Source organism: Bradyrhizobium sp. KB893862 SZCCT0404 (assembly GCF_018130885.1).
GTDB classification, from domain to species: Bacteria; Pseudomonadota; Alphaproteobacteria; order Rhizobiales; family Xanthobacteraceae; genus Bradyrhizobium; species Bradyrhizobium stylosanthis.
The window spans coordinates 1648129-1657577 of the sequence record NZ_JAFCLT010000001.1; the positions used below are offsets into that span (position 1 = coordinate 1648129).

Consider the following 9449-nt stretch of genomic DNA (forward strand, 5'->3'; position numbering starts at 1 on the left):
TCACAGGACAAGGAGATTGCAATGAGCGTTGAAGGCAAGGCCAAGGAAGGCGCCGGCTACATCAAGGAAGAGATCTACGAGCACGGCAAATCCCCCGAGAGCCAGAAGAAGGCCCAAGAGGGCCGTGACCTCAGGAACGAAGGCCGCGTCGAGGACGGCAAGCCGCCGAAGACGACGAAGCCCGGCACCGGTCACTAGACCGACCATTTCGGAAAACCGCTCCTGGCAATGTCAGGGGCGGTTTTTTGTTTGTCGGAGGATCGGCAGCGCTTCGCCGGCATGCCCGTGGAACGCCCGTCAGGCCGCGGAGTTGGCGCTGCATGACCAGAGAATCCCTCGAGCACCAGGCTGCGCGGGCTGAAGCGCTCGCCGCGCAAACCGCCGATGAGGAAGTCAAGCAAAGTCTCCTCGACGCAGCGCGGGAGTATCGCGCGCGGCTGAAGTCGGAGCCATTCGAGCCCAGGCCCGAGTGGGATCTGCCGAAAGAGATCTCGTGACTGGCCGCTTCGGCGCCCGGGCCAACCATGAAAGAAGCTACATGAGTGATCGCACAGGAAATGAACCTTCACCCCTGGTGATCTTCGGCGTTGCGATCATTCCGATCGTCGTGGTGCTCGCGTGGTTCGCGCTGCGATGATGAGAACGCCGCCGGCCGAAAGCCGCCCATAACGAGAAAGGCTCCCGCCAGGGGAGCCTTCAAAATCCTTCAGTGATGGTGCCGGTGCGTGATTACGACGACCTTGTGGTGGCCGTGATGGCGATGCCAGCCGCCGCCGTGATGACCGTGCTTGATGATGACCGTCTTCGCGCTTGCCGGTGAGGGGGCGACCGGCACCACGACGACGACAGCGGCCAGAGCAGCCAGACCAAGAATGAGTTTCCGCATCAGTGCCTCCCAAAGTTACAACATCGGGAAAACGCGGCAGCACGGCTTACGTTCCGGCGTCGTGGATTGCTTTTCACAAGCAGATTTTGGCGGGGAGCTTATCGCCGCATCGCGGGTGCGCTCTTCAGCGCATTCATTCCGGCTTCCCTGATGTTGTCCGGCGTCATGTCGCGGCCGGCTGCCGCGAGGATTTGCGCGGCGACGTGAGCCCTTGTGGCGGTCTGATACTGGTCGATCTGTCCGCAGACCTCATCCAAAATGGTGCGCAGCAAGGCTAGCGTATCGGCGTCAAACATGAAATGGCCCTCAGCCTGAAAGCCGCATCATCGCGGCCGCGCCGGCGCCGGGCATTCACACGTGTTAACGCCGCTCGAAAAATCGATGCTGCAGGGCCGCGAGCGCAAGTGCGCGTCCCCTCCTCTGCTTCGGCCACACGTTCTTGGCTAGCGACCGTCGTCCTGCATATCCCTGATCGCGAAGTGGCAGCCGAACGCCACGAGGACCAGCGCGAACGTCGCTCCGAGCAGGATCCGCAGCGTCTCTCCCATCTCCGCGCTCACATAGCGGATGTCGTGCCGCTGCGCGTAGCGTTCGGGATGCGCCGCATCCGGCACCTGAGGCGAGATCGTCGTCAGCACGAGCCAGGCGACGGTACCGCAAAGCGCCGCGACCCTCGCAACCTTCCCCAGCCTCTGCAGCCAGCGCTTCATGCCGCCCTCGTCATGCGCGGATCTCCGCTTCGCTCTTGCCGGGCTCGCTTCCACGAGCTCCAAGCCTTTAGTCGCCGGGACGCCCCATGATGTTCAGCCCCGCGGATTTCCGGCACCTTCCGATCGCCCCGGCCCCGGCTGGCAGGATGCTCCCGCTGTTGTATATGGTCGGATGTTTCTCGCGAGGGCCTGATGAAGATTGCCATTGTTATCGCCGGTGTGATCGTTGTGGCCATTGCCGCCCTCGTGGCGATCCAGCCGGGCCTCCTGAAGCCCGCATCGCTGGCCGACGTGAAGAAGTCCGACATCCTCGGCTTTTCCCCCGGGATGACATCCGAGGAGACCAACAAGGTCATCACGCAGCGCCGCTACCGCTGCCGCCAGCTGCGCGACACGTTTACGCTCGAATGCGCGGTCGATGGCGCCAAGCTCACGATCGACAGCGACGCTGCCGATGACAGGCATCCGATCCGGCGCGTCACTGCGGAGCTGAGCAATCCGGGGCCGCAAGACGCCGCCGTCAAATCGATCTCCGACCAGTTCAACGCCCAGCCCGTCAAGGATGCCCGCGAGGGATGGATATGGATCGTCGGCCGCGGCTTGAAGCTGAGCTACGACGGCGCCGCCTTGAAACTCGTGGACGAGGCCGAAGAGAACAGGCGCAGCAAGGACGGATCGAGCCGCTAGAACCGTCGGCATCGATCATCCTCACGTGTTGCCCGTGCCCTCGCGCGGAGAGGATCACGCATGCACGGCCCGCACCTTGCCTTGCCGGCAGGACGGGCTAGCATCCCCCGCAACCATAAGGCGCCAACTCAAGTAGCGCCACCCAAGGGGAGATCACCATGACGACACGCCGCGCCCGGCGCATCCTGCTGCTGCCGCTCGCCCTCGCCGCCACGCTGAGCGTCGCCTCCGCCGCCGAGCTCAATCCCGCCGCCGTCACCTACAAGCTGCCGGACCAGATCCCCTGGGGCCCGGTCGACGCGCGCGGCGCGCAGACCGCCGTGGTGGTCGGCGAGCTTACGGAACATCACCGGCTTTCCTACTACAACCAATTGAGCCAGTCTTGCTCAGGAAACACTCTGCCATCGCGGTGACGCATTGCGGCGACAGTGCACTTAATGCCCTTCTCGTCCGCGGTGCTGGGGCTGCGAATTCCATCCGTGCTGAGCGCGCAACCGCAATTGAGTGCACCGTCGCCGTAAGCGCAGGCCATGGCGGCGCGCGCGAACCTTTGGCTCGGTGCACTGCCAGAGCATTTCCGCTCATTTCGGATCTGTGCAGATTACTCTGTCAATCGAATACCCACTACGAATAGTAATGCCCTCATCGCAATGCTCCGACATTAAAGCCTGCCACGATGTATGATTGCACGCGTCATTATCACCCAGCTATGGTTGAATCGCAATACATCGATTTCGATAGACTCCGCAGCACCGAATTGTAGTAACAGCTCCCTGGCCCCGCAGCTCACCTTGACAATCCTCAATTGAGACTACCGTCAAAATAGTTTTCACCCCGGCCGAGCATCCCATCGCGGGCCATCGCGCTTTCGTGCTGCGATGCGTCCACACCTCCTCCCCGCCCCCTGCCCCTCCTCCCCGTTTCCTGCTATCTCTCCCCCGCCATCCCGGCCCAAAGCAAAACTCTCCGTCCATCAAAGGGAGCAACAACCATGCGATACCTCCACACCATGCTGCGCGTGCGCAATCTCGATGTCGCGCTGAAGTTTTATCAGGATGCGCTGGGGCTGAAGGAGGTGCGGCGGATCGAGAACGACAAGGGGCGGTTCACGCTGGTGTTCCTGTGCTCGTCTGACGATCTCGAGGCACTGAAGAAGCAGCCCTCGAGCCGCGGCGCGCCGCTGGTCGAGCTCACCTGGAATTGGGACGAGGAGAAGTACGGCGAGGACCGCTTCTTCGGCCATCTCGCCTATGAGGTCGACGACATCTACGAAACCTGCGCGAAGCTGCAGAAGGCCGGCGTCACCATCAACCGCCCGCCGCGCGACGGCAACATGGCCTTCGTGCGCTCGCCCGACCTGCACTCGATCGAGATCTTGCAGAAGGGCGATCCGAAGCCGCCGCAGGAGCCCTGGGTTTCCATGCCGAATACCGGCCATTGGTAGACCCTTAGCGCAGGAACAAGCCCCCATCCCCGGCGTTCACCCCAGGACAATGCGATTGGAGGAGAACGCGATGGGACGCGGAATTTTGTTGTGGCTGCTGGGCGTGCCGATCCCGGTGATCATTCTGTTGTGGCTGTTCTTCGGCCACTGACGTCAGGTTCGATTTGCGATGAAAAGCTCCGCCCCGGGCGGAGCTTTTTGCATGAGGGGTCCCGCGCAATCGCCGACGCTGCGCTGAGGAAATTCCGCTACGAGATGGCCTGTAGCCCGGATGGAGCGAAGCGCAATCCGGGATTCTCAGCCCAAGCGATAGCGGCCCCGGATTTCGCTTCGCTTCATCCGGGCTACGACACCGGAAATGCCGCGGGAGGACCCTCATGCCTGACACCAAGCTGACGATCTGGGGCCGCGCCAATTCGGTCAACGTGCAGAAGGTCCTGTGGTGCCTCGCCGAGCTTGGCCTCGCCTACGAGCGCATCGACGCCGGCATGCAATACGGCAAGACCCGCGAGGCCGATTATCTCGCGATGAACCCCAACGCGCGGATCCCGACGCTGGTCGAGGGTGACTTCGTGCTGTGGGAGTCGAACTCGATCATGCGCTATCTGTGCCTCGCCCATGGAAGCGGCACGCCGATCTATCCGGAAGCGCCGCGGCTTCGCACCAGCGTCGACCGCTGGCTCGACTGGACGCTGTCGGCGTTGCAGCCGGTGGACCGGCCGGTGTTCTGGGGCATCGTGCGCACGGCGCCCGCCGAGCGCGACATGATCAAGGTGCAGCGCGATGCCGATGCCGCCGCCGAGGTCTGGGCGATCGCCGACCGCCTGCTCGCCACGCGCCGCTTCATCGAGGGCGAGCAGTTCACGCTCGCCGATATCGCGATCGGCTCCTATGCGCGGCGCTGGCTCGGCGTCGAAGGCATCACGCGGCCGGCCCAGCCGCACCTGACGCGCTGGCTCGCCGAGCTCGGCAAGCGGCCGGGATTTGCGCAATTCGTCGCACCGCCGATGTCGTGAGCCGGCGGCGCCGCCTAAGGCTCGCTGCACGCGCGGGAAATCGCCGCTTTGGCGCAGCGCGTCCGGCGTCGCAGCCGCGCTTGACGGCTACTGTGCATGGGGTTGTTTTCGCACTTTTTGTTTGAAGGGTGCGATCAGCGCCAGCCGCGCTCGACCAGTAGCACGCAGACAATCAGCACCAGCGTCACCACGGCGGTGGCAAGCTTGGCCGTCCAGCTCAGGCCGCGGCCGACCCACCACAGCAGCGCGCAATACATCAGCACGGGGACGATGATGTCGAGCCGCAACAGATCCGGCGGCATGCAGCTTCAGCGCCTGACCGTGGCGTCGATGCTGATCGAGCCGCCGATCTTCACGCAGGTCCCGGTCGCCTCGACCATGTGGAAGCCGCGCCCGTAGGAGGCGCAGGCGTTGGCCTTCGCCGCGCCGGCGCTGCTGCCCTTGAGCGGCAAGGTCTTGCCCGCCTGCGGCGGCTCGGCGGCCGGCAGGCGCAGCGCCTCGGCCCGTACCACGGACGACGTGATGAGCAACGAGATCAGGATCAGGAGCGGTGCACGCATGCCGCTGTTCTAGCCCGCCCGGCCGCCGCGCGCCATCCGGCCAGCGCTGACGATGTCAGATGAACCGGACGCCGGCCGAGCGGCCGCGGCGCCAGATCACCTGGCAGCTCCGCCCGGTCCGGGCATCGCGCGCGAAGGCCATCCGGATCACGCCGGGCAACTGGCTCGCGTCGTCGTCCATCATGATCTTGGCGCCGGTGTCGGAGATGTCCTCGACCAGGCAATGCCGCGCCGCGAACCCGCCGTCGAGCGTGATCCAGGCGTGCCGCGACAGCAGCTTGCGGGCTGCGCGCTTCTTGGGCTGTGGCATCGGCGAAAATTCTCCCGCTTTAGCGCTAGCTCAGGGAACCCTAAGAAACCGTTGAAATCGCCCCGAAATGCTGGCCTGGGCCGCGCTGTCCACCGGTTCCAAAAGACGTTCCCGAACGGCTTGCCCACGGCCGCAAAGGCCACTATACGTTCGCCCGCTGCAAGCCGCCGGGCACGACTCGGACTGGCCAGCGGCCGTGCCGCCCAAAGCGGCGGGGCCTTGCGTTTGCTCCCTTCGTCTATCGGTTAGGACGCCACCCTTTCACGGTGGAGAGAGCGGTTCGATTCCGCTAGGGAGCGCCATCCGCGAGACAGCTCGCCGGATGCCGCAGCGAAATTCGCCCCCTTGATGAACCTCCCTGTCCCTGGACGCCGACCAATCGTCGATTGGAACCGGACGAGGCCATGGACCCGCGTAAATCCCCTTCAGACAGCCAGCCCGGCGTCGCCCCCCAGGCGCCAGCCTGGATGCGCCGCACCGCGCCTTACGCGCCGGAGCGCCGCGCCCGGATGCTGGAGCACATGGCGCGCGCCAGATCGCTGCCGCAGCCGCAGGCCGCGCCGAAGCAAGCGCGCACCGACGGCGTCGAGATCCTCCTCGAGGTCATCGGCAATGTCGTCGTGTTCGGCGTGATCGCCATTCTCTGCATGTCGCGCATCCCGCTCTACATCGGCGCGTTCCTGTTCCTGACCGACGGCGAGCGCATCGAACGCATGTTCGCCGCGACCGGCATCCGGTTCGAGCCCGCTGCGTTCGGGCCCGATATCGTCAAGGGCTTTGCGTCCTGGTTCGGATGGTTCGCGCTGCTCGGCGCATTGAAGGGCTCGGTCCCCGCCCTGATCGCGCGATGGCTGCCGCCGGCCGAGTCGTGGTCCGTCGTCGCCGGCATCGCGCTTCTGCTCGCCTGCATTGAGGTGTTCGGCTCGCTCGCGATCCGGCGCATCCTCGTGTGGTCCGGACTGGAGCACCGGGTGCGTGGCCTGATCTGGACGGCGATCAAATTGCTGATCGCCCTCGGCCTGCTGGCTCTGCTGGTGCTGTTCGGACCGAACTAACGGGCGTTGCTCGTGACGCACCCGGCAATGACGATGCCGTGAGACTGCATAATTTCGTCCACGATCGACCCTGCGCATTTACCAGAAATTTACCCCTGCTCGTGAGCGCCGGTATCATTTGCTTAGAATATGATTGCTACCGTGAATTTACGGAAGCAGTCCGAAACACGATTGGCCCCCATGTCCGTCGCAGAGTTCCTCAGGCAGCGTGCAGTGGAAGTGACGGTCAGCGGCAGCTACTCGCTGCCGCGCTGGTACGATTGTGAGGGCAAGCTGCGCAGCTTCGCCTGCCGGACCAAGCGCGTGTCGCCGTTCCGCATGATCGTAGACGTGCCCGTCGTCGGCAAGGTCGGCGAGCGCCTGACCTCCTATTTCCAGGATTTTGGCGAGTTCCAGTGCACCATCAGCGCGACGCTGAAATCGGGCTTCCTGATGGAGCTCGAGATGACGCGGGCCCGGCGCGCCTGGATGTCGGAAAAGCTGACCTGGCTGGAGAAGAAGCAGAAGGACGCCAGCGTCCAGGATCTGCGGCGCGACGCGCGCTTCGTCCCACAGATCTCCCATACGCTGCTGACGCTCGCCGACGGCAGCATCCATCCCTGCTTCATCATCGATGTCTCCACGGCCGGCGTTGCCATTTCCTGCGAATACGATCCGCCGTTGGGAACCGCCCTTGCCGTCGGCGCCTGCGTCGGGCGCGTCATCCGCAAGTTCGACAATGGCTTCGCGGTCAAATTCGCGGAAAAACAGTCGCGGGACGACCTTGATCGCCTGATCGTGCGCTCGCCCCTGCTGCAGTCCGCCTGAGCCGCACCGGGCCATCTTAACTCTTTTTTAACTAAACGCTGGAGGCGGAAGCCCCTGCGCGTTAGGGTGTGAGCCAATACGTCCGCAATCATTGCGGGCCTTCAGTATTGGAAGTTCCGGAATGTCCATCGCCGAGTCCGCCCCGGCTGCCATCGCAAATGCCACCGTCAGCGCAGCCAGGCCGCAGCTTCCGCCGGGTGTCGTGACCGAGGGTCCTCTGGTTCAGGCCAAGCTGCGCGAGAGCTATCTCCTGCTCGGCATCCTCTATGTCGGCGCCGTCGCGGGCATCGTCTGGGCCATCACGCAAGGTGTCGGCAAGGTTGAGCTCTTCACCTTCGCCTGGATGTTCGCGCTGACGACGTTCGGCATCGGCGCGGGCATGCACCGCCTGTTCGTGCATCGCAGCTTCCGCACCGGCCCCATCATGCGCGTCTTCTTCTGCGCCATCGCGCAGATGGCCGTGCAGGGCTCGATCGCCAAATGGGTCGCCAACCACCGCCGCCATCATCTCTATGCCGACGACGTCGGCGATCCCCACAGCCCGCAATTCGACGGCTTCGGCAATCGCTATGTCAGCGCGCTGAAAGGCTTCCTGCACGCCCAGGGCAGCTGGGTGTTCGATCAGGCGACGACCGACAACGAATATTACGCCAAGGACATCCTCGCCGATCCCATCGCGATGTTCTTCGTCCGCACGCGCTGGGTCTGGTACGGGATGTCGGCCGTGTTCATCCCCGGCGTGGTCGGCTACACCTTCGGCGGCGTGCACAGCATGATCGGCTGCGTGCTGTTCTCCGGCCTGCTCCGCGCCTATCTGCTGATCCTCACCAGCCAGCTCACCGGCTCGGTCTGCCACGCCTACGGCTATCGCCGCTTCGAGGTCGAAGACGCCTCGACCAACGAGTTCGTGACCACGATCCTCACCTTCGGCGAGGGTCTGCACAACAACCATCACCGCTTCCCGCGGGACGCCTATATCTCGCATGCCTGGTGGGAGATCGATCTCAACGGCCTGATCATCCTCGGCCTGGAAAAGATCGGCCTCGTCCACGACGTCTTCCACGCCTCGCACCGCCAGCTGGAGCGGGCCGAAGCGCAGGCAGCCTCGACGGCGCGCTGAAGCGGCAGGTTGCGGCCGCGCCTCGCGGCCGTCTTGCCTCCGCATCGCCGCCCTATCCTGGCCCCATTGCGGGATCAGCTTTTGAGTGTCCGTGCCGCGTGCCGGACGTCATTTGCGGACTTGCGATCGGGGGACCGGATGGCAGTCAACAAGATCACCTGGGACAGGGTCGGCCGGGTCACCGAGCCCGGGCGCTACATGTACACCTTCGGCTGGCTCACCATCACCGCCGGCGATCTCGAGATCTGGAAGCAATACCCCAACGCCGCTTTCACGCTGCTCGCGCACAATGTCGAGCCGAACGCATTTGTCGGCGAGGAATTCCATCTCGGCGCCTTCGACATCACCCCCGAAGCGCCGCCGCCCTTCACCACGCACTGACGCCCGAAGAGCCGGCTACGGCGGCCTCGCGCGGGCTGCCGATTCGAGCCGCGCAAGCAGCGCTGTGCGGACGGCCCGCCTGCGCAAAGCGCAGGCCATGGCGGGAACACGTGGCACACGCGTTGCTTAACAAGTGCCATGATACACATCCCAGCCGTCGACCAGGCCTTCCTGCTGCTGCTCATCGTGTTCTGCCTCGGCACGTGCCTCGTGCGTGCCTTCTGGGAGCTGGAGCAGGTCCGGGCCCGCCGGATCGCACCGCCGCCGCGCCGTCGCACGATGGAGCGTGACTAGGTCAACGCGTTCAGCCGCGTGCGACCCCGGACGGGGCAATCCGTCCCGGGACCGCGAGGACATCCAGCGTGAATCGAAGAAATCTTCGCACTTCCCTGATCCGACTTGCCAATTCGCCCGCCGCCGGCGAAATGGCGTCGTTGCGGTGGATGACGAAGCGATCCTGTCATGCAATTGAT

Annotated in this window: 17 protein-coding genes and 1 tRNA gene; 12 read left to right on the forward strand and 6 right to left on the reverse strand. The window is 64.5% G+C overall.

Going from position 1 to position 9449, the window contains the following annotated elements; genetic code table 11:
- The first annotated feature begins 21 nt into the window (after positions 1 to 21).
- The gene (locus tag JQ617_RS08325; RefSeq protein ID WP_212025819.1) at positions 22 to 198 is read left to right on the forward strand and encodes a hypothetical protein; all 177 of its coding nucleotides are present in this window, start codon (positions 22 to 24) and stop codon (positions 196 to 198) included.
- A gap of 122 nt (positions 199 to 320) precedes the next feature.
- The gene (locus tag JQ617_RS08330; protein WP_212025820.1) at positions 321 to 497 is read left to right on the forward strand and encodes a hypothetical protein; all 177 of its coding nucleotides are present in this window, start codon (positions 321 to 323) and stop codon (positions 495 to 497) included.
- Positions 498 to 706: 209 nt separating this feature from the next.
- Here JQ617_RS08330 and JQ617_RS08335 read toward each other — a convergent pair whose 3' ends face one another.
- The 3 genes from JQ617_RS08335 to JQ617_RS08345 form a co-directional block, all read right to left on the reverse strand.
- Positions 707 to 886: a hypothetical protein gene (locus JQ617_RS08335; RefSeq protein WP_212025821.1), complete on the reverse strand. Its 180-nt coding sequence runs from the start codon at positions 884 to 886 to the stop codon at positions 707 to 709.
- 98 nt (positions 887 to 984) lie between these two features.
- Complete coding sequence (locus JQ617_RS08340; RefSeq protein WP_212025822.1) at positions 985 to 1182, reverse strand: hypothetical protein; 198 nt, start codon at positions 1180 to 1182, stop codon at positions 985 to 987.
- Between the two features lie 147 nt (positions 1183 to 1329).
- The gene (locus tag JQ617_RS08345; protein WP_212025824.1) at positions 1330 to 1596 is read right to left on the reverse strand and encodes a hypothetical protein; all 267 of its coding nucleotides are present in this window, start codon (positions 1594 to 1596) and stop codon (positions 1330 to 1332) included.
- A 192-nt stretch (positions 1597 to 1788) separates the two neighbouring features.
- On the opposite strand from JQ617_RS08345, the gene JQ617_RS08350 reads away from it, so the two are divergent.
- The 4 genes from JQ617_RS08350 to JQ617_RS08365 all read left to right on the forward strand — a co-directional run bounded on the left by JQ617_RS08350 (position 1789) and on the right by JQ617_RS08365 (position 4743).
- The gene (locus JQ617_RS08350; protein ID WP_212025826.1) at positions 1789 to 2283 is read left to right on the forward strand and encodes a hypothetical protein; all 495 of its coding nucleotides are present in this window, start codon (positions 1789 to 1791) and stop codon (positions 2281 to 2283) included.
- A gap of 158 nt (positions 2284 to 2441) precedes the next feature.
- Positions 2442 to 2696: a hypothetical protein gene (locus JQ617_RS08355; protein WP_212025828.1), complete on the forward strand. Its 255-nt coding sequence runs from the start codon at positions 2442 to 2444 to the stop codon at positions 2694 to 2696.
- 578 nt (positions 2697 to 3274) lie between these two features.
- Entirely contained in the window at positions 3275 to 3727 is a 453-nt protein-coding gene (locus tag JQ617_RS08360; protein WP_212025830.1) for a VOC family protein, read from the forward strand.
- Between the two features lie 377 nt (positions 3728 to 4104).
- Entirely contained in the window at positions 4105 to 4743 is a 639-nt protein-coding gene (locus JQ617_RS08365) for a glutathione S-transferase family protein (RefSeq protein ID WP_212025832.1), read from the forward strand.
- A 134-nt stretch (positions 4744 to 4877) separates the two neighbouring features.
- Here the strand turns inward: JQ617_RS08365 and JQ617_RS08370 are convergent, their stop codons facing one another.
- From JQ617_RS08370 to JQ617_RS08380, 3 genes are read right to left on the reverse strand one after another with little or no spacing between them, the layout of a single operon-like run.
- The gene (locus tag JQ617_RS08370; RefSeq protein WP_212025833.1) at positions 4878 to 5045 is read right to left on the reverse strand and encodes a hypothetical protein; all 168 of its coding nucleotides are present in this window, start codon (positions 5043 to 5045) and stop codon (positions 4878 to 4880) included.
- Between the two features lie 6 nt (positions 5046 to 5051).
- Positions 5052 to 5303, reverse strand: coding sequence for a hypothetical protein (locus JQ617_RS08375; protein ID WP_212025834.1), 252 nt, complete (start codon positions 5301 to 5303; stop codon positions 5052 to 5054).
- A 55-nt stretch (positions 5304 to 5358) separates the two neighbouring features.
- A complete protein-coding gene (locus JQ617_RS08380) occupies positions 5359 to 5613 on the reverse strand; it encodes a PilZ domain-containing protein (protein ID WP_063683661.1) in 255 nt (84 codons plus the stop codon).
- A gap of 227 nt (positions 5614 to 5840) precedes the next feature.
- Here JQ617_RS08380 and JQ617_RS08385 point away from each other — a divergent pair.
- From JQ617_RS08385 to JQ617_RS08410, 6 genes are all read left to right on the forward strand, one after another.
- A tRNA-Glu gene (locus tag JQ617_RS08385) sits at positions 5841 to 5915 on the forward strand.
- Positions 5916 to 6017: 102 nt separating this feature from the next.
- The gene (locus JQ617_RS08390; protein ID WP_212025835.1) at positions 6018 to 6668 is read left to right on the forward strand and encodes a hypothetical protein; all 651 of its coding nucleotides are present in this window, start codon (positions 6018 to 6020) and stop codon (positions 6666 to 6668) included.
- 180 nt (positions 6669 to 6848) lie between these two features.
- Complete coding sequence (locus JQ617_RS08395) at positions 6849 to 7475, forward strand: PilZ domain-containing protein (protein ID WP_212025836.1); 627 nt, start codon at positions 6849 to 6851, stop codon at positions 7473 to 7475.
- 121 nt (positions 7476 to 7596) lie between these two features.
- Positions 7597 to 8595 carry an acyl-CoA desaturase gene (locus JQ617_RS08400; protein ID WP_212025837.1) on the forward strand — a complete coding sequence of 333 codons (999 nt, stop codon included), beginning with the start codon at positions 7597 to 7599 and terminating at the stop codon, positions 8593 to 8595.
- A 138-nt stretch (positions 8596 to 8733) separates the two neighbouring features.
- The gene (locus JQ617_RS08405) at positions 8734 to 8976 is read left to right on the forward strand and encodes a hypothetical protein (protein ID WP_212025838.1); all 243 of its coding nucleotides are present in this window, start codon (positions 8734 to 8736) and stop codon (positions 8974 to 8976) included.
- Positions 8977 to 9114: 138 nt separating this feature from the next.
- The gene (locus tag JQ617_RS08410) at positions 9115 to 9270 is read left to right on the forward strand and encodes a hypothetical protein (RefSeq protein ID WP_212025839.1); all 156 of its coding nucleotides are present in this window, start codon (positions 9115 to 9117) and stop codon (positions 9268 to 9270) included.
- Positions 9271 to 9449: the final 179 nt, after the last annotated feature.

Bases quoted from the DNA above. Each gene is read 5' to 3' on its own strand.
- JQ617_RS08325 (WP_212025819.1), top strand. From the start codon at position 22: ATGAGCGTTGAAGGCAAGGCCAAGGAAGGCGCCGGCTACATCAAGGAA.
- JQ617_RS08330 (WP_212025820.1), top strand. From the start codon at position 321: ATGACCAGAGAATCCCTCGAGCACCAGGCTGCGCGGGCTGAAGCGCTC.
- JQ617_RS08335 (WP_212025821.1), bottom strand. From the start codon at position 886: ATGCGGAAACTCATTCTTGGTCTGGCTGCTCTGGCCGCTGTCGTCGTC.
- JQ617_RS08340 (WP_212025822.1), bottom strand. From the start codon at position 1,182: ATGTTTGACGCCGATACGCTAGCCTTGCTGCGCACCATTTTGGATGAG.
- JQ617_RS08345 (WP_212025824.1), bottom strand. From the start codon at position 1,596: ATGAAGCGCTGGCTGCAGAGGCTGGGGAAGGTTGCGAGGGTCGCGGCG.
- JQ617_RS08350 (WP_212025826.1), top strand. From the start codon at position 1,789: ATGAAGATTGCCATTGTTATCGCCGGTGTGATCGTTGTGGCCATTGCC.
- JQ617_RS08355 (WP_212025828.1), top strand. From the start codon at position 2,442: ATGACGACACGCCGCGCCCGGCGCATCCTGCTGCTGCCGCTCGCCCTC.
- JQ617_RS08360 (WP_212025830.1), top strand. From the start codon at position 3,275: ATGCGATACCTCCACACCATGCTGCGCGTGCGCAATCTCGATGTCGCG.
- JQ617_RS08365 (WP_212025832.1), top strand. From the start codon at position 4,105: ATGCCTGACACCAAGCTGACGATCTGGGGCCGCGCCAATTCGGTCAAC.
- JQ617_RS08370 (WP_212025833.1), bottom strand. From the start codon at position 5,045: ATGCCGCCGGATCTGTTGCGGCTCGACATCATCGTCCCCGTGCTGATG.
- JQ617_RS08375 (WP_212025834.1), bottom strand. From the start codon at position 5,303: ATGCGTGCACCGCTCCTGATCCTGATCTCGTTGCTCATCACGTCGTCC.
- JQ617_RS08380 (WP_063683661.1), bottom strand. From the start codon at position 5,613: ATGCCACAGCCCAAGAAGCGCGCAGCCCGCAAGCTGCTGTCGCGGCAC.
- JQ617_RS08390 (WP_212025835.1), top strand. From the start codon at position 6,018: ATGGACCCGCGTAAATCCCCTTCAGACAGCCAGCCCGGCGTCGCCCCC.
- JQ617_RS08395 (WP_212025836.1), top strand. From the start codon at position 6,849: ATGTCCGTCGCAGAGTTCCTCAGGCAGCGTGCAGTGGAAGTGACGGTC.
- JQ617_RS08400 (WP_212025837.1), top strand. From the start codon at position 7,597: ATGTCCATCGCCGAGTCCGCCCCGGCTGCCATCGCAAATGCCACCGTC.
- JQ617_RS08405 (WP_212025838.1), top strand. From the start codon at position 8,734: ATGGCAGTCAACAAGATCACCTGGGACAGGGTCGGCCGGGTCACCGAG.
- JQ617_RS08410 (WP_212025839.1), top strand. From the start codon at position 9,115: ATGATACACATCCCAGCCGTCGACCAGGCCTTCCTGCTGCTGCTCATC.